Genomic DNA, 25,225 nt, shown 5'->3' with positions numbered 1-25,225 from the left:
GAAACCAGATAAAGTAATTTGGTTACTCATACCGTTATTTTTTATTCCCAGATTGGTCAAGATCTCTCCTGAAAACTTACGTCGCTTAATTATTTAATTTTACATTTGTATGAGACCATTTTTCATATCGACATGATAGAGTACATTAACGAAACCACCGATTACCTAAAAAACAAAGGCTTTGAAAACCCCGAAATAGGCATTGTTCTAGGCACTGGACTAAACCAGTTAATAGAGCATATGGATGTTTTAAAGGAAGTAAGCTACAACCACATTCCTAATTTCCCAACAGCCACGGTCGAGTTCCATAAAGGAAAACTCATCTATGGCATCTTGGAAGGAAAAAAAATTGTGGTTATGCACGGGCGTTTTCATATTTACGAAGGCTATTCGCCCCAAGATGTCACCTACCCAGTAAGGGTTATGAAACAGTTGGGTATTCATACGCTACTCATTTCTAATGCCTCGGGCGCCTTAAACCTAAACTTTAAAAAGGGCGAGCTTATGCTTATTGAAGACCATCTTAACCTTCAAGGTAGTTCTCCTCTAGCCTTTAAAGGCGTTTCTTTGCTGGGCGAACGTTTTGTAGACATGGGCGAACCTTACGACATTAATATAAGACACCAATTTAAAACCCTTGCCGAACAACACAACATTACCCTACACACAGGGGTTTATGCCAGTGTGCTTGGCCCACAACTGGAAACCAAAGCCGAATACCGCATGCTTAAAATTATTGGGGCTGACGCTGTAGGCATGAGTACCGTTCCAGAAGTTATTGTGGCTAACCACCTTAACCTAAAAGTAGCTGCCATTTCTGTATTGACCGATGAGTGCGACCCTGACAACCTTAACCCCATTAATATTGAAGACATTATAGCCACGGCAAAACAAGCCGAGCCCAAACTAATATTACTGGTTAAAGCGTTAATAAAAGGGCTTTAAAACACCTTTATTTTGAACTTAAATGTCCCTAAACTCTTTCGCCGCACGCTACGAGTAATTGCCGTATTGGCAACACTTCACGTCGTTATCTTAGCCGTTTTATACTTTAAACAGGAACACTTTTTTTTCAACCCTAAGGTTCTAGATAAAAACTATGTTTTTGAGTTTGAAGCACCTTTCGAAGAATTAAATATTAACGTTGATGATGGCATTTCATTAAACGCCTTGCTTTTTAAAACCGAAGCCCCCAAAGGGCTTATTGTGTATTACCACGGAAATGCCGGCGCCATTCACGACTGGGGAAAACGCGCCCCTCTGTACCTTGAAAATAACTACGACATTTTATTTGTTGATTATAGGGGATATGGAAAAAGCAACGGCAAATACAGCAACAGCAAGCAGTTGTTAGACGATGCTCAAAAAGTATACGCCTTTGCAAAAACCAGATATAAAGAAGAACAGATTATTGTCTTGGGGTTTTCGCTTGGCAGTGGTTTAGCCACCTATGTTGCCTCTAAAAACAACCCTAAAATGTTAATTATAAATGCGCCTTACTATTCGTGGAAAACGTTAATCTCCGAACAAATTGCCCCACCCATTCCAGCGTTTATTGTGAAGTACGACATTCCTACCCACACGTACATTAAGAACGTAACATGCCCTATAAAAATATTTCATGGTAGCCGTGATTTTTTGGTGGATGTTGAAGAAAATTCCAAAAAGCTACAGGCTCTTGCCCCAGAAAACATCGAGCTCACCATAATACACGATGCTGGACACAACGGCATACATATCACCAAACAATACTACGATGCTCTAAAGGAATTGCTTTAGAAGAAAATCTTGGCGATAAACATATCGACCACCTCAACTAGAATTAGGATAATAATAATCCACTCTAGCTTACTGCTTTCCTTATGATCCATAATATCCTTAAAAAGCTCTAAATTTTCCTTGATAATTTCTATGCGGTCGTGAATTAAGTGATAGCGGTCTGTTAGGTCGAAAGACAGTTTTAAATCGGCATTCAACCGGTTTAGTTGTTCGTTTTCCCAGGCAATGTCTGGCGCATCGAAAATATAGAGGTTTTCAGAAATTTTGTTTTTAATATTAAGCGTTTTACCAATAAACCGTTTTAGTTTGTTTCCTGAAATGTCCAGTTTTCCTTTACGCTCTAAATACAGGGTATGCCCATTGGTTTCCTCCAGCAGCGCTTCGGTAATTTCGGCATATCGGTTTAAGGCTACAGATTGAGAAGCGTTTAGCACCACCAACCGTACCATTTCGGCATCCAGCCTAGGTAAAATCACTTTTTCAAACTCGACCTTAAGGGTATCCTCCTGAACGTCTACAGTTATAGTTTCTGATATTTTCTCCTGAAAAAACTCTTTAGAAAACGGTTTTATTGTTTGCAGAATGCCAGTAATTTCATCTGATGGAAAGTTAAAAAAACCAACCATGCCATATTGAAAAATATAGATGTATTTATCTTTTGACGCGGCATAAAACAATTCGTCGCTATCTGAAAACAGCAGATTCCAATCTACTTGTTTTCTTACATCTTTTGTACTGATAGCGCTGGCTACTTGATAGGCAACAACTGGATACATTAGGCTTTAAAAATCTCCGATGGCGTTTTAAAACATTTAAACTCCACCGTATAGTCGTTGGGATCTTTAACAAAAAACGACTGGTGCTCGCCTGTTTTACCATCCAAGAACGTAATTTGGTTGGTAACGGCCCCCTCTTGCTCTTTAAGCGAACGGTACAGGGTTTGCCAATGGTCTTGAGGCACAATAATGCCAAAATGAAATGATGGCAGCACCTCATCGCCCAAGGAATAGCTCCTGTAGTCGAAATTAAAACTACCGGTTTTGGTAAACGTAATTTGGTGCCCATACAAATTAATATCGACCCAGTTTTGCGCAGAACGCCCCACCGATGCCTTTAACATTTCGGTATAGAACGCCTTGGTTTCCTTAATACTAATGCAGGGCAAAGCAAGATGAAATGGTGTTTCCATAGGACTAGTGTTTATATAAATTTAATGTATTTTTCGAAATAAAAACACATTTACAAACAAAAATAGATGGTATAAAACCATCTATTTTTAAAACCTAGCGTCTTTAATTACAAGCGTATAGGCTATGTTGCATTAGTCGTTATCGTCTTCCTCTTCTGGCACATCTGGTGGCTGCACAGCCTCTGGGTCATCGTAACTATCCTCATCGTAATCATCTTCATCGTAATTCTCCATGGTTACGGCAAGTTTGGTACTAACCTTCACTAAATACTTGGTGTCTTTTGTGGTTACCTCTACCGCTTCTACGATTTCATTTTTAGCGTTTCTAAACGAAATAATGTGATCCTCGTCGTAGCCGTCTGGGTATTTTTCTACCAATAAAGCCAAAATTTCTGGTGTTAGTTTTTTAAAGTCAACAATGACTCTTTTTAAATTGTCCCTCATAATTAATTTACATATCTAATAAATAGGCGAATATTAATGGTGCCACAATAGTAGCGTCACTTTCTATAATAAATTTTGGCGTATCTATGTCCAGCTTACCCCAAGTAATCTTCTCGTTTGGCACAGCCCCAGAATACGACCCATAACTGGTGGTCGAATCGCTTATTTGGCAGAAATAGCTCCAAAACGGCGTGTTGGTACGCTCCATGTCTTGGTACAACATGGGCACAACGCAAATGGGGAAATCTCCCGCAATACCGCCTCCTATTTGGAAAAAGCCAATGCCATTTTCAGAATTATCGGTATACCAATCGGCCAAAAAGGTCATATATTCTATACCCGATTTCATGGTGCTGGCCTTTAGCTCGCCTTTTAACACATAGCTGGCAAAAATATTCCCCATGGTACTGTCTTCCCAACCAGGTACGATTATAGGCAAATTCTTTTCGGCAGCGGCATACATCCACGAGTCTTTTAAATCGATTTCGTAATACTCTTCTAAAACACCACTTAACAGCATTTTATACATAAACTCATGCGGGAAATAACGCTCGCCGTTTTTTTCGGCATCGCTCCAGATTTTAAAAATGTGCTTTTGTAACCTTCTAAAGGCTTCTTCTTCTGGAATGCAGGTATCGGTTACGCGGTTTAACCCACGCTCCAATAAATCCCATTCTTGTTTTGGTGTTAAATCGCGGTAGTTGGGCACACGTTCGTAATGCGAGTGTGCCACCAAATTCATGATATCTTCTTCTAGGTTGGCCCCGGTACAGGAAATAATTTGCACTTTATCTTGGCGAATCATTTCGGCAAAGATTTTACCCAGCTCGGCCGTACTCATAGCTCCTGCCAACGACACCAACATCTTGGCGCCATTGTTTAACTGCGCTTCATACCCTTTGGCGGCATCTACCAATGCTGCGGCGTTAAAATGCAGGTAATATTTTTCTATAAAATTTGAAATTGCTCCTTTAGTACTCATCATTATTAAATTTAGAAAATTTACTTAAACCTGTTTCGTCTTCGTCAAAATTATCATCGGTATCTGCTTCTACATCTTCACCCATAAACTTATACGATAACATTTTATAATACAACTTTGCCGCCAAGAAATCTGAAGATTTTTCTTGTGTGTTGGGGCAAAGCTCAACAATATCGAAACCAACTACATTTTTTTCTTCAAAAACGGCTTTCAGGAAGTCTAGGGTTTCGTACCAGAATAGCCCTCCGGGTTCTGGCGTTCCGGTACTTGGCAGGATAGAGGGGTCGAAAGCATCTAGATCGAAGGTGATAAACACATTATTGGTCATTTGGTCTAAGGCCGCGTCCATCCAGGCATCGTCCTGTGCCATTTCGTGTGCAAAATAGGTTTTCCCTTCGTCCATAACGGTTTTTTCCATAACATCCATAGAGCGGATACCCACCTGTATTAAATTGGTAGTCTGACTGGCTTCGTAAACCGCACAGGCATGATTGCAGCTGGAACCTTCGTAGGTTTTACGTAAATCGGCATGGGCATCTATGTGCAAGACCGTCAGGTTATCGAAACATTCGTTAAACGCGCGTATGGTTCCAATAGAAATGGAGTGTTCGCCTCCAAAAAGGGTTACAAACTTGTTGCGTTTAATGTATTTTTTTGTGGTTTCATGAACTGCATCGACCATGGCTTCTGGCGAGCTGTTTTCGGTAACGGCATCGGCCAAATAAACCCCTTGCTGGTATACTTCGGTTCCCGTTTCTATATCGTATAGCTCCATGTTTTCTGAAGCGTGTAAGAATGCTTCCGGGCCCTTATCGGAGCCTTTCTGCCAGGTGCTCGTGCCATCGTATGGCACAGGTATTAAAACAATTTTAGAACTGTCTAATTTGGCGTATTTTTCAGGAATTCCTGCGTAAGTTCTAGTTTTCATCTTGTAAATCTTGTTGTATTAAATTGTAAAAGGGTTTTGCCACACGGCTTTTAAATGGCTTATTTAAGCTCCTGTTTGTTGCTCGTGCTATGGTACCCTAAAATGTTAAGTAAGTCTTCACTTTTTTGTTGTTCACTAAATAGCTTTGTTGTTATGTTGCCATTGGCATCCTTATCGATTAGCACGTGTTTTGGCGATGGGATTAAGCAATGCTGCAACCCGCCAAAACCACCAATGGTCTCTTGGTATGCGCCTGTGTTAAAAAACCCGATGTACAGTGGCTTTTCCTTGCTGTATTTTGGCAGGTAAATGGCATTCATGTGCTGTTCGCTGTTGTAATAATCGTCGCTATCGCAAGTTAGCCCGCCTAGCAAAACACGCTCGTAAGTATCGTTCCATCGGTTTATAGGCAGCATAATAAAGCGTTTGTTTATCGCCCAGGTGTCTGGTAGTGTGGTAATGAAAGACGAATTGATCATGTTCCATTTCTCACGGTCGTTTTGTTGCTTTTGGTACAGCACTTCATAAATAGCACCGCCGCTTTCGCCAACGGTAAAACTACCAAATTCGGTAAAAATATGCGGCACATCTACCCCGGCATCGTTGCAGGCAATTTGAATTTGGTTAATAATCTCATCAACCATATACTCATAATCGAAATCGAATGCTAAAGAGTTCTTTATCGGAAATCCGCCACCAATGTTCAGGCTATCTAATGTGGGGCAAATTTTCTTTAGGCTAATGTAAACCTTCAAACACTTTAACAGTTCGTTCCAATAATACGCATTGTCGCGAATGCCGGTATTGATAAAAAAGTGCAACATTTTTAATGTTACCTTATCGTTGTTTTGAATTTGGTTTTTATAAAACGGCACGATGTTCTTGTAACCAATACCCAATCTTGAGGTATAGAACTCGAATTTAGGCTCTTCTTCCGAAGCGATTCTTATGCCTACCTTAAACGTTCCTTTAATCTCTTCCGAAAGGAGGTCAATCTCTTCGTAGTTATCGATAATTGGAATGCAGTTCTTATGGCCTTCGTTCATTAAGCGCGCAATATTGGTTATGTATTGTGCCCGCTTAAACCCATTGCACAGTACAAACGTATTGTCGGTTATTTTCCCTTCTTGCTTAAGGTTCTCCACGATATCTATATCGAAAGCCGAAGAGGTTTCGATGTGGATGTCGTTTTTTAAAGCTTCGTTTAAAATGTGCTTAAAGTGCGAGCTTTTTGTGCAATAGCTATAGTTGTACGTTCCTTGATACCCGTGTTTATCAATCGCATTGGAAAACCAATGCTTTGCGCGTTTAATGTTGTTGGTTATCTGCGGCAAATAGGTGAACTTTAGGGGTGCGCCATAGGTTTCTACCAAAGCCTTAAGGTCGATGTCGTGAAATTTCAAAAATTGCCCGTCAAGCGTAAACTCGTCTTGAGGGAAATAAAAAGTTTGACTGATTAAATCGATATATTTTGTATTCATTATTTATTATATCTGTGGTTAAAATTGTGAATTAAAAATTAATTCAATATTAAGACAATAACAAATAATGACTATCAAACCTGCAATTGCAATTGCGTGGTAGGGGTAAAACCAAACAGGTGTTGGCTTACCAAAAGATGTATTTCGGAAGTTAGCTTTAAATTTCGGTTTCCCTTCTTAAGGGTTACTTTTGGGTATGACTTCCTATTTTCCAAAAGCCCGAACGTATAAACAGTATTCACGTTGTTCAGCTAAAAAACCGATACAAATGAAATACAAAAAAATGAATTACAAGGCTTTTTTTGAAAAAAAATAAAATTATTTAACTATAACATTCTCAAAGTATTAACCTCTTGCTTGGTTAAATGTTTCCAGTAGCCTCTTGGGAGATCTTTTTTGGTAAGATGCCCTATGGCCACACAATCGACCTTTATAAGGTCGTAGTTTAGGTGATCAAAAATATTACGTATAATGGAGTTTCCGGTATTTTTAATTTTTAAGCCAACCAGGTTTTTGCTCTGTCCTTCTATATAGCTTATTTCTTCTACCACAACATCTTTACCATCAATTTTAAGGCCTTCTTCTACTTTTTTTAAATCTTCAAACTTGAGGTTTTTATCCAATTCTACTTGAAATAGTCTAGAAACGCCATTTTTCGAATGGGTGAATTTTTTCACGATGTCTTCGTCGTTAGTGAACAACAACAAGCCTGTTGAGTTTCTTCCTAGGCGACCAATAGGTTTTATTTTGGCGCTGGTGGCATTCGCCACAAGATCCATAACGGTTCTGTCTTTCGTATCGCTGGTGGTTGTAGCAAACCCCTTGGGTTTATTAAGCAGCACATAGGTTTTTGGTTCTGGGTTAATACGGCGCCCATCAAAGCGCACATCGTCTTCCAGCTTTACTTTATAACCCATTTCGGTTATCACTTTTCCATTTACGGTCACCAAGCCAACGGCAATATGTTCATCGGCTTCACGGCGTGAGCAAATGCCAGAATTGGCAATATACTTGTTTAGGCGAATGCCATCTGATGCTGCTGCTTTAGGTGTACTGGCCTTTTTTACTGGAGCATTCCCGCGCGAAAAACTTTTCCCACCGGTATTGTTTCCGCCTCTACCAGACTTACTATTTCCGCTATGCTGTCTTTGCCCTCTTCCCGATGGTTTACTTTTCCCTCCTGTTCCTTGCTTTCTGCTCATATGGTTTCCCCTAAAAAGGGCCTTTTTTAAATTTATACGTTTAAATTTTATGCAAAGATATACGATAAAAAATTGCTTATCGAATAAAAGTAATTTTATTCAGCACCAAACCTATGTCAATCAACGGGATACTAACCACCCCCAATACAATAATAAGTTTTAAAATGTTGTGCAAAACAAGGTATTGCGATCTTGAATTTGCTTTCCAAAGCATTACTACAAAGATTATTAGCAGCACCATACTTAAATAAAAGTAATAATTCATGCGCCCAACCTGAAACTGAAAAATGAGCAACAAGGCTGGCAGCAGGGTTAACACCCCCAATACGGTAAGCATTGTTTTAGAGACGTTTTCGCCATAAACTACTGGAATGGTGTGATAATCCTGAGCCATATCGCCCTGTAGGTTTTCCAGATCTTTTGTAAGCTCTCGCATGGATATGACTAAAAACAGGAACATGGCATGAACAAAAATAACCTGCTCGAAATTCTTGTAATACACAAAAATAACAAAGAACGGCGCTATGGTTAACAGGGCCGAGACCACATTGCCTATAAAGGGCATTTTTTTAAGTTTATGCGAATACAACCAAATACCAAAAATATAAACCGAAAAGAAAATTACTGCCGAGAAGGCCACATAACTCGCCAGTACTACCGAAATAAAATTAAGCACAAAATAGAACGACAGCTTAGTGTTTTGGCTAACCAAACGATCGAGCATGGATTTTCTGGGACGGTTTATAAGGTCTTTTTCAGAATCGTAAAAGTTATTTATAATGTAGCCCCCTGCTATCGCTGCGGCCGAAGCCAAAACCAACATTAACAGGTTGACATCTAAAACCACAGCTTTAACGGCTTTATTATGCGCTAAAATATAGACAGATGCCAGATATTGAGCAATAACAACAACCAAGATATTATAACCACGTACCACAGAAAACATACTGAAAAATTTAAGCAGGATATGTTTCTGGCGTCTGGTTAACATAACTATTTAAGGATTAAAGTAGTGCCGTTTTGGCGGCGCTTGGAGTAGTAAAGACATACTAAAAATTATAAACCACCTCTAGTTTATAACCTGCCAAAGTTTTTTGGGCTTTGTCGATATCCTCTGTAAATCCTAGAATGTAGCCCCCGCCGCCAGAGCCACATAGCTTTAGGTAGTAATCGTTAGTATCTAGGCCTTTTTTCCACAGTTCGTGAAACTGCTTTGGAATCATGGGTTTAAAATGGCTTAGCACCACTTTTGAAAGTTGCTTGGTGTTTTGAAATAACGATTTAATATCGCCTTTCAAGAAATCTTCCACACAGGCATCGGTATGTTTTATAAACTGATCCTTTAGCATGTTGCGAAACCCTTCCTGTTTCATGTTTTCCATAAAAATTCGCACCATAGGAGCAGTCTCTCCTACAACACCGCTATCCAGTAAAAACACAGCACCCTTGCCATCTAGTTTTTGCGATGGAATGCCCGTGGCTTCAATATTGTCTTTTGAGTTGATAAGGATTGGCAAGCTTAAATAGCTGTTTAAAGGATCCAATCCCGAGGATTTCCCATGGAAAAACGATTCCATTTCGGCAAAAATGGCCTTCAGTTGTAAGAGTTTTTCGCGGGTTAGGTTTTCTAAAACCGTAATCTTATTGTTGGCATACTTATCGTAAATTGCTGCAACCAAAGCACCACTGCTTCCTACGCCATACCCTTGCGGAATGGACGAGTCGAAATACATGCCATTGGCCACATCTTGCTTTAAGGCTTCGCTATCGAAGGTAACCAAATCGGCATCGATTTGCTCTAGATATTCGGCAAATTGCTTTAAAGCGCTATTAGATGCTTCTGCCTTATCGGTAAGATTTGCAGCGACCTTTAACGCCCCGTTGTAAAAGTTGTATGGAATGGATAATCCTTTGGAATCCTTAATAATTCCATATTCCCCGAATAGCAGGATTTTAGAGTAAAAAAGCGGTCCTTTCATAATTCAATTGATAACTAAACCATTGGCAATTTACAGTTGCTCATGCAAATTTAGCAATTATTGTTTATTCGCACGCTTAATTATACGCATTAAACGTTTTATTTATACAATTCTTACTGGCAAGATAATCAGAATTTTTCTAATTGTGCAATTCATGGTACAATTCTAATCCAACGTTCTTACTCTGGCACTGGTTAAAAAGTTTTAAAAAACGTGCCTTTTGCTTTTACGGGTTAACTTGTTGTGCCCCTAGGCCAACCGTATCGCAAATATAGGCTTCGTCTTTACAATAAGCCGCCAATTCTGCTTCGATAAACTCTAGCACTAGGTCTTTTTCTGCCTTTGGGTACAACACATGTACATTTGCTCCGGCATCTAGTGTAAACCCAACATGAAGCCCAGTTTCTTCCCTAAATTTCCAAATCAAGTTAATCACCTCCAGCGTATGGGGTTTCATTAAAATAAAATACGGATTACTGGTCATCATCATCGCATGTAAGGTTAACGCCTCGCTTTCAATAAGGTCGATAAACGCTTGCAAATCTCCTGTTTTAAGAATGGTTTTTAGCATTTCCATATGGTCATGCGCTTGCGAGAAACGCGCTTCTGCATATGGGTGCCCATACATTAACTCATGCCCCAAGGTGCTGCTTACTTGCTTTTCGCCCTTATCGATTAACAGAATGGTATCTTGGTACTCTTTAAAATTCTTGTGTACGCTGTAGGGATATTTTACCCCAAATAAATTACTGCTACCTGCTATGCTTTGCGTTTGGCCCCAAACCACCAAATCGCCCGCTACACTGCGGCAGGCACTACCCGATCCCAAACGTGCTAGGAATGACGCTTTTCGGTTGAAATATTCGCTAGCTGCTTCGCTCTCGTCTTGAATGTTAGAAAGGGCTTTTTCAATACTCATTAAGCACAACGCCAAAGCGCTCATGCCACTTGCCGAAGACGCAATACCAGAGCTGTGCGGAAACGTATTTTGGGTTTTAATAGTAAAATGGTAGTGTTTTAAAAACGGCACATACCCTTCAATACGTTTAAAAAACGTTTCGATTTTTGGTTTGAAATCGGCTTTCTTTTCATCATTTAAAAACACCTCAAAAGAAAAGTCTTCTGCTGTAGCTTTCTTTTCGTAATCTACCGTTGTAATGGTCTTACAGGCACTTAACGTAAAACTTATGGATGGATTTTCGGGAATTTGCTGATCGCGCTTGCCCCAATATTTTATTAAGGCGATATTACTTGGCGACTCCCAAGTAACGGTTCCGCTATCTATTAATTCTGAATATCCTTTTGGAATAAAGTCTTGTTCGGTCATGCTCTCTGTTTATTGCGACAAAGATAACAACTTTACCATTGTTTTGTAGTTTCTTGCCGTGGCTGTGACGTTTAATTTTCGTTCAAAGAAATTGTTGTTGTATTTGGTACGCCCATACCCTGCCGAACAGTAAAAATAAATGCAGTTTTTTGTGATGCTAACGGTTTCGTTTGGGTACTTGATTGTCGACACCTCATCGATTAACTCTTGGCGAGGCGTAGCATACAACAACGAGAAGTAGCTGTTTTGCTTTTGGGTTTCAGGAAAAGGGCAAGCGTCTAAAATTTGTTGCAGTTGCGTGGGTGTTTTAATTAAAATGGGCACCTCGAAACCAAAATATGCTTTAATGCTCTTATGAATGTCTTCCGCTAATTGCTGCGTGTTTTTGTTATTTGCTTCGAAAATTACATTTCCAGACTGAATGTACGTTCTCACCTGTTCTAACCCAGACTTGGTCAGCACCTCTCGCAACGCTGCCATTGGCACTTTTTTTTGTCCGGCGACATTTATACCGCGAAGTAGGGCTATGAATGTTGGCATATTAAAATTTTGTTTTCGATTAAGGGTGCTTAACTAGCCTTTGAATACAAGTAGGACATTAAGAATTAAAACTGGCATTCGCCATCGCCCTAGCAGCTATATACGCTCCCGTCCACGCATTCTGAAAGTTAAATCCGCCTGTTACCGCATCGATATTAAGCACTTCTCCCGCAAAATACAAATTAGGAATTAGCTTGCTTTCAAAGGTTTTAAAATTCACTTCTTTTAGCGCCACGCCTCCAGCGGTAACAAACTCCTCTTTAAAGGTGCTTTTCCCATCAACATTAAAAACGGCTTGGGTTAACTGTTTTGTCAGGTTTTCCAACTGTTCTTTATTAACATCTGCCCAACGGGTATCCTGTGCCATACCCGAAGCCAAGACCAGTTGCTGCCACAGCCGTTTGGGCAAATTAAATTGCGGTAATTTAAATACCGTTTTTTTTCCTAAATCCTGTTTTGTTGCTTTTAACTGGTTTAAACAGCTCTCGGCATCTTGCTTTATAAAGTTAATTTCAATGTTAAATTTATAATCCATTTTAGCCAGCACAACGGCGCCAAAAGCCGAAAGTTTTAAAATGGCCGGCGCACTCATGCCCCAATGCGTAATAAGCAATGGCCCTTCCGAAACTAAATCGGTTTTTAATATTTTTACTTCAACATCTGGCGCGACAACCCCCGGAATATCTTTAATACGCTTGTCGGTAATATTAAATGTGAATAATGACGGCACGGGCTTAACAATCGTGTGGCCAAGTTGGCCCATCAATTTCCAAAATTTCACGCTGCTTCCTGTTGCTATGAGCAATTTTTTACACTGAAAGCTTTCAGACTTAGTTTCTACCTCAAACCCTGTTAATTGGTCTTGAGGAGATAGCGTTGTTACGCTCTGACTGTATAAAACGTCTATTTTGTGCTTTTTAGTTTCGCTTAAAAAACAATCAATAATGGTTTGCGACGAATTGGTCACCGGAAACATGCGTCCATCGTCTTCAATCTTTAAGGCCACACCGCGCGCTTCAAACCAAGCTATGGTATCGCCTGTCATAAACTGGTGAAAGGGCCCTAATAGTTCTTTCTCCCCTCTGGGGTAATTAAGCACCAGTTCTTGTGGGATAAATTCGGCATGTGTAACATTGCAACGGCCGCCCCCAGAAATCTTTACTTTTTGCAGGCCTTCTTTATTTTTTTCTAAAATGCATATGGAGGCGTGTGGCATTTGCTCGGCCACATTAATTGCTGCAAAAAAACCGGCAGCCCCACCGCCAACTATTATCAAATCGTAGGTTTTCATTTTAAAGGCCGCATTAACCCTTCTTGTGTTACCGAAGCCACTAAAACACCGTCCCGAGTATAAATATTGCCTCTAGCAAATCCTCTGGCATTCGAGGTATTTGGCGTATCCATAGAAAAGAGCATCCAATCGTTAAAGTCGAAATCGCGATAATACCACATCGAATGGTCCAAGCTGGCCGTTTGCGTATTTCCCCAATGGGCTTTACTGGCATGCCTGTGCAAGGCCACTGCTAAAATATTATAATCTGAAATGTAGGTTAAAATCTGTTGTTTTGTCGCCAAATCGTAGGCCGATGCATCGCCTTTTACCTTAAACCAAACATCCATATAAGGTGGCAAGTCCTTTTTTTCGAATGGATTGGTGATTTGGGTTGGTTTAAAGGAAACAGGCCTGGGAATTTCCAGAAAGGTTTTGGTTTTTAACGGCAGGGTATCGCCAAATTGCTCAAGCATATCGTCCCAACTTAATAAGGTTTCTGGTGGTTTCACCTCCTGTTTCATATCCATTTGGTGGCTGTAGCCGTCTTCTTTTTTATGAAAAGATGCCGATAGTATAAAAATAAGCTTGTCGTTCTGGCTTGCCGTTACGCGCCTCACCGAAAAACTACTGCCATCGCGCATAACCCCCACATCGTAAGTTATGGGCAAATTAAGATCGCCTGCCTCTAAAAAGTACGAATGCATGGAGTGTAAAATACGTCCGTTGTTTATGGAGCGGTAAGCTGCATTTAAAGCCTGTGCCAAAACCTGGCCGCCAAACACATTGGGACTGCCAACGGTTTTACTAATGCCTTCAAAACGCAACGCTTCAATTTGGTTTAGGTGAAGCACCTGGTATAAATCATCTATTGATGTCATTAAAAACTGTTTTTACAAATATATTAAGAACTGCACGATAACATAGAACACCCCACCTTATGTCTGGCCCATTCAGGGCGTTTGGCAAACCATTTTTCATACTCAGGCTGGTTGCTGTAGGGGTTTTGCAGCATCGAAAACAATTCATCTAGCAACTTATAATCGCCTTTATCCGCATCGTCTATGGCCAATTGTGCCATATAATTGCGTAAGACGTATTTTGGATTTACCCGATTCATTTTTTCTGCTCGATCTGCATCGGAAAGGGCTTCTTCCTGCAACCTCTTGGCATACCGTTTAAACCAGTTTTCCCATGTTTTAACAACAGCTTCTGAAATAGTTCCCTCATAAAATGCTTCAGAAACAATTGAAACACCCTGTTCTGGATGATTCTTTTTAAATTCTGAAAGCTTTCTGAAGAAGATGGTCATATCGGTTTCAACAAGTAACAAATTAGTTTCTAAATCTTGGATTAGCACTTTATCCTCACGGTTGTTTTCGTATAAGCCTAATTTGCTTCGCATCATGGCGAGCGATTGGTTATCGAAATCGGTTTTAAACTGGTTAAGAATAGCTTCCAGCGGCTTAGCATCTTCTATTAAGAGATAGAGAGCATTGGCCAATTGGTACAAATTCCAAAGGGCAACATTGGGCTGGTTGCCATAGCGGTAGCGCTTGTTTTCGGCATCGGTGGTGTTGGGCGTCCAACCAAAATCAAACCCTTCCAACCAACCGTACGGACCATAATCTATGGTTAACCCTAAAACCGACATGTTATCGGTATTCATTACCCCATGTACAAAGCCTACACGTTGCCAATGGATGACCATGTTTAACGTGCGCCGAGATACTTCAGAAAAAAATTGCGTGTAAGTAGCTTTTGAAGGCGCCCCAAGCTGCGGAAAAAAATGTGTTATGGTATAATTGGTAAGTTGTGTTAATGTTTTAAGGTCCTGGCGGGCTGCAAAAATCTCAAAACTCCCAAACCTAATAAATGTTGGCGCCACACGACATACCACAGCTCCTTTTTCGTATTCCGGATGTCCATTGTACAGCATATCCCTAAGCACCTCATCGCCTGTAAGCACCAACGAAAGCGCCCGCGTTGTCGGGATACCCAAATGGTGCATGGCTTCGCTACACAAATACTCCCTAATGGAAGAACGCAACACAGCCAACCCATCGCCTTGACGCGAATAGGGTGTTTTTCCCGCTCCTTTTAACTGCAATGCCCAACGTTGGTGATTGTTAACTAACTCGAACAGGTTTATGGCGCGCCCATCGCCCAACTGCCCTGCCCAATGCCCAAACTGATGTCCGCCATAGGCCATGGCATAAGGTTTGGTGTTGGGGTAAACGCTATTGCCAGACATAAGATTGAGAAAGGTTTCTGAAGCTACATCCTGTTCGGACAGGCCTAAAGTCTTGGCCAACCCTTTGGAGGCATGTACCAATTTAGGGCTTGACACTTTAGAAGGCAACACATAAGAAAAACAGGCATTCTCTACCTGGCGCACCCGGTTTTCGGTTTCGGGATCGGCAGGAAGTTCTGTGGTAAATGTGTTGTTTATTTTTAGTTTCATCCGTTTAAATTCTGGCGCTGTTATATTTTTTCAGATTTATAACAAAGTTACAACAATCTACAATGACCGCTAAACAACCGGGAATTCCAAACGCATTTTCGGCACATAAGGCCAAAAAAAAGAGTTTCGATTATCTCGAAACTCTTTCTGGTGCGGATGAAGGGAGTCGAACCCCCACGCCTCGCGGCACTAGATCCTAAGTCTAGCGTGTCTACCAATTCCACCACATCCGCAAAATTGTGGATGCAAATATACACATTCTTTTGTATATACAAACAACAAAATCCACGAAAATAAGTCTGCACTATTTTGTACCTTTGAAACAAATTCAAAATCTTCTTATGAACAGCATCAATTCGTATATAGAAAACAACAAAGAACGCTTCTTAAACGAGCTTATCGACTTACTTAAAATCCCGTCTATCAGTGCCGATTCGGCCTATAAGGGAGAGGTTAAAAAAACCGCCGAAGCCGTTAAAGAACAATTAGAACTGGCAGGCTGCGACAAGGTTGAAATTCACCCAACCAACGGTCACCCTATAGTTTATGGCGAAAAAATTATAGACCCCAACCTACCAACCGTATTGGTTTATGGGCATTACGATGTGCAACCCCCAGACCCGTTAGACCTTTGGGACTCTGAACCTTTTAACCCCGTTATAAAGCCTACAGCTCTACACCCAGAAGGCGCTATCTTTGCCCGAGGTGCTTGCGACGACAAAGGGCAAATGTACATGCATGTTAAAGCCCTAGAGTACATGGTAAAAGAACAAAAATTACCTTGTAATGTGAAGTTTATGATTGAAGGCGAAGAAGAAGTGGGCAGCGAACACCTGGCCGGTTTTATTAAAGCTAACAAAGACAAACTTAAAAACGATGTTATCTTAATTTCCGATACGGGAATGATTGCCAAAGATGTGCCTTCTATTACTACTGGGTTACGCGGTTTAAGCTACGTAGAAGTAGAAGTTACCGGCCCAAATCGCGATTTACACTCTGGACTTTACGGTGGTGCCGTGGCAAACCCTATCAACATTTTAAGTAACATGATTGCTTCACTTCACGATGAAAACAACCACATTACCATTCCTGGGTTTTATGATAAAGTTGAAGAACTAAGCGACGAAGAGCGCGCTAAAATGGCCGAAGCACCGTTTTCTCTAGACCAGTACAAAGCATCTATAGATATTGATGCGGTTCATGGCGAAACAGGATTTACCACCAACGAGCGCAACTCCATTCGTCCTACCTTAGACGTTAATGGTATTTGGGGTGGTTATATTGGCGAAGGCGCCAAAACCGTGTTGCCTAGTAAGGCTTATGCCAAAATATCGATGCGTTTGGTTCCTAATCAAGACTGGGAGGAAATTACCGCATTGTTCCAATCCCATTTTGAACGTATTGCCCCTAAAAGTGTGCGTGTTAAAGTAACGCCTCACCACGGTGGTCAAGGTTATGTTACGCCAATAGACAGTATAGGTTACCAAGCTGCAAGCAAAGCCTACGAACAAACGTTTGGCAAAACGCCTATCCCACAGCGTAGCGGCGGCAGTATTCCTATTGTTGCCTTATTTGAACAAGAACTAAAAAGCAAAACCATTTTAATGGGCTTCGGGCTGGACAGCGATGCCATCCATTCGCCCAACGAACATTTTGGCGTTTGGAATTATTTAAAAGGCATAGAAACCATTCCTTGGTTTTATAAGCATTTTGCCGAACTGTCTCAATAACAAACTACAGCCTCGCTTTACCAAGTGGGGCTTTTTTTTAAGCCGTAAAAGCCCGTATTGCCCTAACACTTCCTTTTTAGCACCCGCCTTAATTCGCTTCAAAAAACGGCACTAGCGTTCTTAGTTCTCTCTAGGAAACATCGACAAAACCTTAGCTTCCAAACGAAAATAACCGCCAAATTTTGTAACAAATTACTGGGGTTCACGTTCTAATAGTCTATCAATCAAAAAAAATAGCCATCATGTTAAAACAATTTTTCATCCTTTGCTCTGGATCAGATGTAAGCATTCTTCAACACTGTTCTAATGGCGAACAAAACAAATACGCGGGCATTGGGGCCACGGTTTTCTTTACGGCTGTCATGGCATTTATAGCCGGAAGTTATGCTCTTTACACTGTTTTCGACAACCTATTAACCGCCATATTTTTTGGCTTAGTTTGGGGTTTGCTCATTTTTAACCTAGACCGTTTTATCGTTTCAACCATAAAAAAGCGTTCGCGTAAGCGCGACGAACTCATTCAAGCCTCGCCCAGAATTATACTCGCCGTTATTATTGCCATTGTTATTTCTAAACCCTTAGAATTAAAAATCTTTGAAAAAGAAATTAACCATGTGCTGTTAGAACAGAAAAACGATATGAGCTTAAGCAACCAAGCCCAAATCGCCCAGCAATATACCCCCAACATAACAAAACTGGAAAACAACATAACACATCTAGAAAACCAAATAGCCACTAAAGAAGCTAAAGTAAATGCCCTTTACGCCACTTATATTTCTGAGGCCGAAGGCACTTCTGGCACCATGAAACTAGGCAAAGGCCCTGTTTATAAAGAAAAACGCGAAAAACATGACGCAGCCTTGGCCGAACTGCAACAGCTTAAAACCGATAACAACGCTAAAATAGCTGAAGCCGAAACTCAAATTACAGCCCTTAAAGCAGCCTATGAGGCTCATGTTAGCAGCACGCAACCCATTATTAATGGTTTTGATGGCTTAATGGCGCGGGTAAATGCCCTTGACCAATTGCCGTGGCTGCCTTCGTTTTTTATCTTTTTGCTCTTTTTGGCCATTGAAACCTCACCCATATTTGCCAAGCTGCTATCACCTAAGGGCGAATACGATTTTAAATTGGAAGATGCCGAAACAGCCGTAAAAACCTGGGTAGAACAAAAAGTAAACGAGCGCAAATTGTTACTAAACACCGACATGGCTCTTAACAACCGCATTTACGACGATATTGCCAAAGAAGACGACCTGTATGCCTACAAACGCAAAAAAGCACGTGAGCTTATGCAGCTACAAGCCGATGCTTTTTTTAAACATCAAAAAAAGGCGCTTTAATTTATAGTTAGTACATTTAAAGCTCATTATAACACCTTTTAGGCATGAAACCTTTTTTCTATATCCTAATATGCATTGGCTTGCTAGTTTCTTGCAAGCATGAGCAACCCCAACCAACCAACTCCCAGGCAGCAAAAAAAGCCATCATGGCGGTCTTGAAGGCCCAAGAGATTGCCTGGAACCAACACGACCTTGAAGGGTTTATGCAAGGGTATTGGAAAAACGATTCCTTAAAATTTTACGGTAGCCAAGGGCTAACCTATGGCTGGGAGAACACCTTAAGTAATTACAAGAAAAATTACCCCACAAAAGCCGAAAGTGGGGAACTAAAATTTGTTATTAACGACCTTACTAAAATTGAAAACGACACCTACTACGTTATGGGCGAGTACCATTTAACACGTCGCATTGGCAATAGCAATGGGGTGTTTATCATTATCTTTAAAAAGTTGGACGGGCAATGGAAAATTATTGCCGATATGTCGTGCTAAAACCTATAGCTTTTTAACAAACTCGGTTACAATTACAATATTCTGCCCATCTACCTTGCCCTCAATGTAGGTTGCATTTTCACGATCCAGGCGTATGTTTCTAACGGCCGTACCTTGTTTGGCTACCATGCTAGACCCTTTTACTTTTAGGTCTTTAATTAGCACTACAGCATCTCCGGTTTCTAACACTGTACCATTGGCATCTCTGTGGATAATTTTTTCGCTCTCATCCTTATGATCGCCTGTTTCTTTTGCAAACGCCATGGTTTCATCGTCTAGGTACATCATGTCCAGCAAATCTTGCGGCCAGCCTTCTTGGCGTAAACGTTGCAACATACGCCAAGCCGCTACCTGAACAGCTTTATGCTCGCTCCACATGCTGTCGTTTAAGCATCGCCAGTGATTGGCATCCATATCTTGAACCCCTTCCATTTGATCTAAACAGGTGCTGCACACCAATAAACTATTGTCTACGGTTTCTGTTAATGAAGGTGGTAAAGTATGTGCTTTTAAACGCTCTTGCGAACCACAAAGTTCACAGCTTGAGTTGCTACGGTCTTGAAGGGTTTGTAATACTTGCATTGTTTTATCTTAAAATGCAAAAATACACTTTTCAAAAAGCTATGAAAAATAAAAAGAACACTTAAAGAGAAATAACGCCTTAAGTGCTCTTTTGCTTGGTTGGCTATTGTGCTTTCATTTTCTTAATTCTGGAACGACCGAGTAGAGGGCATCGGCATGTACCCCTGTAAAATATTTCCGGCTTTTTTTGCCTAACTCTTTTCTTCTAGCCTCGTTGTAGTACGCTTTGGTAAGTTCGTCATTTCTGTCGAACATCTTACCCAGATTGTCTAGAGAGTCCAGATAGAAGGCCTCTATAAAGTCGCTGCTATTGGCGCCATATCTATGGGAGTGCGGGTAATACCCTTTTATGTATTCGTTTTTATAAAACACGTTTTGAACAAACTCTGAGTTGAATTTGTCGAACTCCTCAAAACTTCCGTCTTCTGGAAAGGCAAAGTAGTTTTTTCTAACATAAATTACAGTATCGTCGGTCATGTCCCCTTCAAAAAGTTTGGCGTGATCCATTGTTCCGTAAATTTCATCGGAATGTACGGGCGAATAATATTTTGCTCTTTTCTCAAAAAAAGCTTCTCTTTTGGCTTTGTCTGGCCAACCCGATTCAATAAATTCGCCATTTTTCTCCGCTGCCAAGAGAATGTCGTTCCAAGTACGGTACACACGAACAAATAAAATTTCGGTATTATCGTCTGTAAACAGGTGAGGGTAAACGCCATAAGTAACAATGTGATCGTTTTTCCTGATAACCTTATCCACAAACTCCTTCTCTGTTGCCAGCCATTCTTCCCTATCAAAATCGTCGTTGTCCATGTTCCTGTGCATGGTTGTAACAACAACAAATTCTGGTCTGGTCTGTTCATCTTGCGACAAAACGGGGGCAGTAAACAATAGCAATACCGTTAGTATTGCAGCTAAAACGTGTTGGTTTGTTTTCATAATAATGCAATTAGAGTTAGTATAAATGTTAAATTTTCGACACTAAATTTGTCTTGGGACAACCCAATAATTAGGCTAATTGCTATTGACCTTGCTGGTGAAGTCTTAAATACAAGGCAGCACAAATATACAAAATAAGCTTATGACTATCAGTTAGTTTTTAAAAAAACTACTTTAATGCTCTTACAGCAATGTATCTCGTGTTTTTTTAGGCAAACTATCCAGAACCAGCTGATACGACAAGTCTATTAATGCTTTTATTAACTGTGGTGAGAGTTCGTTTTTATAAAGTTTTACGGTGTTCCAATGTTTTTTGCTCATGTGGTATCCGGGCTCCACACTTTCATAGGTTTCACGAAGTTCTTGCGCATAATCGGGATCGCATTTTAGGTTTATGGCCGCTTCGTTCTTTTCCCAGCTATCCAATCCTGTAAGCAAAAACATCTTACCCAGAACTTTAAACACCAAAACATTATCATCAAAAGGAAAGTGCTCTGTAACGCCTTTTTTGTTTAAACAATAATGGTATAATTGCTCGATATTCACGGTAAAAGCGGCTTGTGGTTTTCTTCTATTTCCAAAGCCGAATAATCTAGTTTCCAACCAATGGTTTGCACAATATTTTCAATTAATGCTATGGCTTCCATGGCTTCCTTTTGCGCCACCTGAAACAGACCGCTTTCTGGTATTTTATCTAAAATATGTTGCTTTGCAGCTTTGTTTAGGCCAGTTAAATCTGAAGCTTCAAACTTATTAAACATCCCATCTTTCTTGTCGTAATAATTCAAATCGGTTTGTACGCCTAGCACCTCGGGCTGGGGAAAACTCTGTATTACGATGGTTTTTAGCTTGGTATTGGCCTTGAGCTGCACTTTAGAAAAGTCGTAGCCTACCTGGGCTTTGGCATTAATAACCACCAACGCTTTTTTCTTAGAGCTAAGCAGGTTTAAAAACCGATCTTTAGCATCTTCGTAATGGTAAATTTCGGCAAAATCTCCTTCGACCGTTATAAATTTGTAAACCTTTTTTATGCGCTCCAACAAAATAACCGATTGGGTTTGCACCCGTACTTTTGCATTTCTACGCTGAAACAACCAAAGCACCAACATCGATGCCAAGATGCCCACTATAAGCCCAATAAAAATCTCCATAGGTTGTTTTCTTTGGTTTTTGAATGTGTATGTTTAAAATTATCAAAAATATTTTAAAACCCTAATCATTTGAATCTGATAAGATTCTGTCAGTCCTTGTTTTTACCGTTACCCACCTACTCTATAATTTGGTACAATACCGGTTTACTTGGGCTGGCATCGTTTTCGAACGGTGCTATTTGCAGGTTTAAAAAATGTGTCCCATCTTGAACGTGGTTGGGTACAAAAATCATTTCTGTAATGGTAGCGTCCAACCGCAATTTGCCTTCTGTATTCCAAAACGCATGGTGAGCCGCAAGCACGCCTTCGTCTTCTTCCCGATCTACACTAGGCAAATCAATCAATAAATGCTTCACGCCTTTTTCGCGCAAATAAACCGCTGCTTCTGCCAATAAATAAGGCGGATTGGTATGCGAGTATTGGGTGTTTAGTTTTTCTGAAGTATTTGGAATTGTTCGAATAACCAAAGCTTGACGTTTTTTATTGCCCAAGGCAAATTGGATTTGCTTTTTTGAAATTACAAAGTCCCGTCCTTTCTTTTCGGGAGCTACCGTTATCACCTCGGCCAAAAACATAAACTGTTTAAGGTTGCTATTTACCGAATGGACTTTTGGTGTTACGTGCCCGGCACATTCGGTATGTGTGCCATGCGCATGCGGATTAAAAAACACATTGTTAAAATTTACCGCAGCCCCTTGTGCTACACTCCCCACCCAATCGCTATCGGTAACGGGAGTTATTTTTGGAGGCGCTTGGTACCAGGCATTGACATTGTTTTCTGAAGCCCGCATAGGGATAGAAATATCAAGGGGTTTGGTTAGGTCTATTTTATATTTTTTCGAGTTGGTCTCTATTGTTGCAATCATAAGTTGTTTTTTTCTAAATACAGTATACCAAATTTATTGGATTTACAAAATAACATAAAATTAAAAATGCCCGCCACTCTGGGCTTGTTTTAAAACAAGACTTTAACACTTACTCTACGCCACCAATTTATCGCGATTGTTTGGGTTAATTAATGTAAAACAATTGAGAGGCAATACCATCGGCTAAAAATTTGCCTTTCTCGGTAATAACCAGCCTTTCCGCATGGTCTTTCGCTACATGCGAATCCTGCAAAGCAATTGCCAGAAGGTCTTGTTGCATAAAAACTTCGGCCTCGTGTAAAAGATGTTCTTTAAAAGTTTCACCAAAATCCTGCGTTACTTTATTCAAAGAAATGCCCCAAATGGTTCGCAGTCCTGTCATCACATATTCGTTGTATCGATCGGCCACCGATAGTGTTTCTACAGTTCGAGGCAGTTTGCCTGCCATAAGCCCCTTAATATATTTGGTGTTATTGGCTACATTCCAACTGCGAACTTGCCCAGAAAACGAATGTGCCGAAGGCCCTATTCCTAAATACGGCTTGCCTTGCCAGTAACTTGTATTGTGTTTGGAAAAGTAATTGGGCTTTCCAAAGTTTGAAATTTCGTAATGTACAAAGCCCTGCTCTTGGGTTGCCGCAACCAAGCAGTTAAAGTGTTCCTGAGCTAAAGCATCGTTAATTGGCGGGTAATCCCCTTTTTTTATAAAGCGTTCTAAAGCGGTTTTAGGCTCGACGGTTAGAGCATAACTGGAAATGTGGTTAATGCCAAAAGCAAAGGCCTGTTGCAGGTTGTTCTGCCATTTCTCGAGGCTCATGTTTGGGATGCCGTAGATTAAATCGATGGTAATGTTATTGAAGTGCTTGGTCGCTGTTTCTAAACACCGCTTGGCTTCGTTTGCTGTGTGGGCGCGGTTCATGCTTTTTAAATCGTCTTCAAAAAAAGACTGAATCCCGATGGAAAGCCGGTTTATCCCTATTTCTTTATAGGCCTTAACGGTTGTTTCCGGTTGTGCTTTCTCTGAAACCAAATCATCTGGATTGGCCTCTAGCGTGATTTCCGGATGGCTAGCAACCTTAAAATTACGGTACACCTCATCGATTAACCCTTTCAGCTCCTGAACCGTTAGTAAACTAGGAGTTCCTCCACCAAAATAAATGGTCTCGACAGTTTGGTCTTGCAGGTCCTTTTTGCGGCGTTGCAGTTCTTTTTTTAACGCCCAAAGCAGGTCGCCTTTTTTCTTAAGGGACGTTGAAAAATGAAAATCGCAGTAATAACACGCCTGTTTACAAAAAGGTATGTGAATATAAATCCCGGCCATGCGCTATTTATTTCTTGATTTTTGAAGGATTTTGCTTTACAAAGCTTTCCCAACCCGAATAGCTTTTTCCAACATCAACCCGACCTTGGTTATAAAAGTGGCATACGGCCGCCGCTAGGCCATCGGTTGCATCTAGATTTTTAGGTAAGGTTTTTAGGCCTAATGTGCTTTGTAACATTTTAGCCACTTGCTCCTTACTAGCGTTGCCGTTTCCGGTAATGGCCATTTTTATTTTTTTTGGGGAATACTCGGTAACGGGAATTTCTCTGGAAAGCCCTGCTGCCATGGCCACTCCTTGAGCCCGCCCTAGTTTAAGCATGCTCTGTACGTTTTTCCCGAAAAAAGGCGCTTCGATGGCTATTTCATCGGGGTGGTAGGCCTCTATTAATGCTATGGTACGTTCAAAAATAAATTTCAACTTTAAATAGTGGTCGGTGTATTTTTTTAAATCCAATTCGTTTAGCTGCATAAAAGTCATGGTTTTACCCGTTACTTTTATAAGGCCAAATCCCATTATGGTTGTTCCGGGATCAATTCCCAATATGATACGTTCCTGTTTCATTAATCACAATAATAACACCCACTTAAAGAAAAAGACACGCCAAGGGTTACCGTGAGCAGGTTTCCGTTAAACGCCCCATAACCTGTCGCCATGGGATTAAAATCTTTTGCAAATCCATAAATATAGGACACATCGCTATAGATGGTCATAAGTTGCGTTACGCCATAATGAACCTCAAACCCTGCCATAACATTAAAAAAAGACAGGTCGTTATCGGCATACACCCCTAGTGGCTTAACAAAAGAGTACCCGGGGCCTGCATGAGTTACTACTCCCATTTGGGCTGGCAGAAAACGCAACTTTGAAGTGGGATCGTAAACGGCCTGTGCGTTTATTCTAGAATAGTTTAATTTAAACTCCGGCGTTTGGCTTTCATTGGAAATTCTATTGAACCCATAATCCAGTTTTGCCCCAAATTGCCGTGAAAACATATGCTGAATCCCTAGATTTACCGTTGGAAAGTTGATGCTTTTAGCCTCGAACCCATCGACAAACCCGTCTGAGAAAGCGTGGTTAACCCCCAGTCCTATTTGGGCTTTCCATTTACTGGTTTCCAACTGTGAAAATGCCATGCTAGTGACCAAAAACGTAAGTAATAAGAATAATATGCGCTTATGCACTATAGAATATAAAATCATATTATTAAAATGGTTTAATT

At 40.6% G+C, this 25,225-nt stretch carries 27 protein-coding genes and 1 tRNA gene; 5 read left to right on the top strand and 23 right to left on the bottom strand.

Annotated elements, in window-relative coordinates; translation table 11 throughout:
• Positions 1-132 precede the first annotated feature (132 nt).
• Positions 133-945 (top strand): purine-nucleoside phosphorylase, encoded by an 813-nt coding sequence (locus tag IA57_RS07000; RefSeq protein ID WP_036121102.1) that lies wholly within the window; start codon positions 133-135, stop codon positions 943-945.
• 12 nt (positions 946-957) lie between these two features.
• A complete protein-coding gene (locus IA57_RS06995; protein WP_036121100.1) occupies positions 958-1,779 on the top strand; it encodes an alpha/beta hydrolase in 822 nt (273 codons plus the stop codon).
• On the opposite strand, the gene IA57_RS06990 is transcribed toward IA57_RS06995, so the two are convergent.
• From IA57_RS06990 to IA57_RS06920, 15 genes are all read right to left on the bottom strand, one after another.
• Entirely contained in the window at positions 1,776-2,555 is a 780-nt protein-coding gene (locus tag IA57_RS06990; protein WP_036121097.1) for an RMD1 family protein, read from the bottom strand. The genes IA57_RS06995 and IA57_RS06990 overlap by 4 nt on opposite strands.
• Positions 2,555-2,968, bottom strand: coding sequence for a VOC family protein (locus tag IA57_RS06985; protein ID WP_036121094.1), 414 nt, complete (start codon positions 2,966-2,968; stop codon positions 2,555-2,557). Before IA57_RS06985 ends, IA57_RS06990 begins: the two co-directional genes overlap by 1 nt.
• A gap of 132 nt (positions 2,969-3,100) precedes the next feature.
• Positions 3,101-3,412: a hypothetical protein gene (locus tag IA57_RS06980; RefSeq protein WP_036121091.1), complete on the bottom strand. Its 312-nt coding sequence runs from the start codon at positions 3,410-3,412 to the stop codon at positions 3,101-3,103.
• Between the two features lie 7 nt (positions 3,413-3,419).
• Positions 3,420-4,394: a deoxyhypusine synthase family protein gene (locus IA57_RS06975; protein WP_036121088.1), complete on the bottom strand. Its 975-nt coding sequence runs from the start codon at positions 4,392-4,394 to the stop codon at positions 3,420-3,422.
• Entirely contained in the window at positions 4,384-5,322 is a 939-nt protein-coding gene (gene speB, locus IA57_RS06970; protein WP_036121085.1) for an agmatinase, read from the bottom strand. Before speB ends, IA57_RS06975 begins: the two co-directional genes overlap by 11 nt.
• Positions 5,323-5,381: 59 nt before the next feature.
• Positions 5,382-6,803 (bottom strand): arginine decarboxylase, encoded by a 1,422-nt coding sequence (locus IA57_RS06965; RefSeq protein WP_036121082.1) that lies wholly within the window; start codon positions 6,801-6,803, stop codon positions 5,382-5,384.
• A 326-nt stretch (positions 6,804-7,129) separates the two neighbouring features.
• Positions 7,130-8,005 carry a pseudouridine synthase gene (locus IA57_RS06960; RefSeq protein WP_036121079.1) on the bottom strand — a complete coding sequence of 292 codons (876 nt, stop codon included), beginning with the start codon at positions 8,003-8,005 and terminating at the stop codon, positions 7,130-7,132.
• Between the two features lie 76 nt (positions 8,006-8,081).
• Positions 8,082-8,996, bottom strand: a complete 915-nt coding sequence (locus IA57_RS06955) for a geranylgeranylglycerol-phosphate geranylgeranyltransferase (protein ID WP_036121076.1) — start codon at positions 8,994-8,996, stop codon at positions 8,082-8,084.
• A gap of 58 nt (positions 8,997-9,054) precedes the next feature.
• Positions 9,055-9,984, bottom strand: coding sequence for a mevalonate kinase family protein (locus tag IA57_RS06950; protein WP_036121073.1), 930 nt, complete (start codon positions 9,982-9,984; stop codon positions 9,055-9,057).
• Between the two features lie 226 nt (positions 9,985-10,210).
• Positions 10,211-11,311, bottom strand: coding sequence for a diphosphomevalonate/mevalonate 3,5-bisphosphate decarboxylase family protein (locus IA57_RS06945; RefSeq protein WP_036121070.1), 1,101 nt, complete (start codon positions 11,309-11,311; stop codon positions 10,211-10,213).
• A gap of 9 nt (positions 11,312-11,320) precedes the next feature.
• A complete protein-coding gene (locus IA57_RS06940; protein WP_036121067.1) occupies positions 11,321-11,851 on the bottom strand; it encodes a DUF1697 domain-containing protein in 531 nt (176 codons plus the stop codon).
• A 58-nt stretch (positions 11,852-11,909) separates the two neighbouring features.
• Positions 11,910-13,142 (bottom strand): BaiN/RdsA family NAD(P)/FAD-dependent oxidoreductase, encoded by a 1,233-nt coding sequence (locus IA57_RS06935; protein ID WP_036121064.1) that lies wholly within the window; start codon positions 13,140-13,142, stop codon positions 11,910-11,912.
• The gene (locus IA57_RS06930) at positions 13,139-14,002 is read right to left on the bottom strand and encodes an acyl-CoA thioesterase (RefSeq protein ID WP_036121063.1); all 864 of its coding nucleotides are present in this window, start codon (positions 14,000-14,002) and stop codon (positions 13,139-13,141) included. Before IA57_RS06930 ends, IA57_RS06935 begins: the two co-directional genes overlap by 4 nt.
• Positions 14,003-14,025: 23 nt before the next feature.
• Positions 14,026-15,585: a protein adenylyltransferase SelO gene (locus IA57_RS06925; protein WP_036121060.1), complete on the bottom strand. Its 1,560-nt coding sequence runs from the start codon at positions 15,583-15,585 to the stop codon at positions 14,026-14,028.
• Between the two features lie 148 nt (positions 15,586-15,733).
• Positions 15,734-15,818, bottom strand: a tRNA-Leu gene (locus IA57_RS06920).
• Positions 15,819-15,926: 108 nt separating this feature from the next.
• On the opposite strand from IA57_RS06920, the gene IA57_RS06915 reads away from it, so the two are divergent.
• The 3 genes from IA57_RS06915 (at position 15,927) to IA57_RS06905 (ending at position 19,149) form a co-directional block, all read left to right on the top strand.
• Complete coding sequence (locus tag IA57_RS06915; protein ID WP_036121059.1) at positions 15,927-17,315, top strand: dipeptidase; 1,389 nt, start codon at positions 15,927-15,929, stop codon at positions 17,313-17,315.
• Between the two features lie 242 nt (positions 17,316-17,557).
• On the top strand, positions 17,558-18,658 hold the full coding sequence (locus IA57_RS06910) for a DUF4407 domain-containing protein (RefSeq protein WP_036121056.1): 1,101 nt from the start codon (positions 17,558-17,560) through the stop codon (positions 18,656-18,658).
• Between the two features lie 44 nt (positions 18,659-18,702).
• Positions 18,703-19,149 carry a YybH family protein gene (locus IA57_RS06905; RefSeq protein ID WP_036121054.1) on the top strand — a complete coding sequence of 149 codons (447 nt, stop codon included), beginning with the start codon at positions 18,703-18,705 and terminating at the stop codon, positions 19,147-19,149.
• Between the two features lie 3 nt (positions 19,150-19,152).
• Here the strand turns inward: IA57_RS06905 and IA57_RS06900 are convergent, their stop codons facing one another.
• The 8 genes from IA57_RS06900 to IA57_RS06865 all read right to left on the bottom strand — a co-directional run bounded on the left by IA57_RS06900 (position 19,153) and on the right by IA57_RS06865 (position 25,205).
• Entirely contained in the window at positions 19,153-19,731 is a 579-nt protein-coding gene (locus tag IA57_RS06900) for a PhnA domain-containing protein (RefSeq protein ID WP_036121051.1), read from the bottom strand.
• A gap of 114 nt (positions 19,732-19,845) precedes the next feature.
• Complete coding sequence (locus IA57_RS06895) at positions 19,846-20,667, bottom strand: hypothetical protein (protein ID WP_036121049.1); 822 nt, start codon at positions 20,665-20,667, stop codon at positions 19,846-19,848.
• 183 nt (positions 20,668-20,850) lie between these two features.
• Positions 20,851-21,213, bottom strand: coding sequence for an MmcQ/YjbR family DNA-binding protein (locus tag IA57_RS06890; protein WP_036121046.1), 363 nt, complete (start codon positions 21,211-21,213; stop codon positions 20,851-20,853).
• Complete coding sequence (locus IA57_RS06885; RefSeq protein WP_036121043.1) at positions 21,210-21,818, bottom strand: DUF4230 domain-containing protein; 609 nt, start codon at positions 21,816-21,818, stop codon at positions 21,210-21,212. Before IA57_RS06885 ends, IA57_RS06890 begins: the two co-directional genes overlap by 4 nt.
• A 116-nt stretch (positions 21,819-21,934) precedes the next feature.
• On the bottom strand, positions 21,935-22,684 hold the full coding sequence (locus IA57_RS06880; RefSeq protein WP_036121041.1) for a cyclase family protein: 750 nt from the start codon (positions 22,682-22,684) through the stop codon (positions 21,935-21,937).
• Between the two features lie 145 nt (positions 22,685-22,829).
• Entirely contained in the window at positions 22,830-24,005 is a 1,176-nt protein-coding gene (hemW, locus tag IA57_RS06875; RefSeq protein WP_036121038.1) for a radical SAM family heme chaperone HemW, read from the bottom strand.
• A gap of 7 nt (positions 24,006-24,012) precedes the next feature.
• Complete coding sequence (gene ruvC / locus IA57_RS06870; RefSeq protein WP_036121036.1) at positions 24,013-24,567, bottom strand: crossover junction endodeoxyribonuclease RuvC; 555 nt, start codon at positions 24,565-24,567, stop codon at positions 24,013-24,015.
• On the bottom strand, positions 24,567-25,205 hold the full coding sequence (locus IA57_RS06865) for an outer membrane beta-barrel protein (protein WP_036121032.1): 639 nt from the start codon (positions 25,203-25,205) through the stop codon (positions 24,567-24,569). Before IA57_RS06865 ends, ruvC begins: the two co-directional genes overlap by 1 nt.
• Positions 25,206-25,225: the final 20 nt, after the last annotated feature.

Source organism: Mangrovimonas yunxiaonensis (genome assembly GCF_000733475.1).
GTDB lineage: Bacteria > Bacteroidota > Bacteroidia > Flavobacteriales > Flavobacteriaceae > Mangrovimonas > Mangrovimonas yunxiaonensis.
This window is presented reverse-complemented; position numbering and strand designations above follow the sequence as displayed.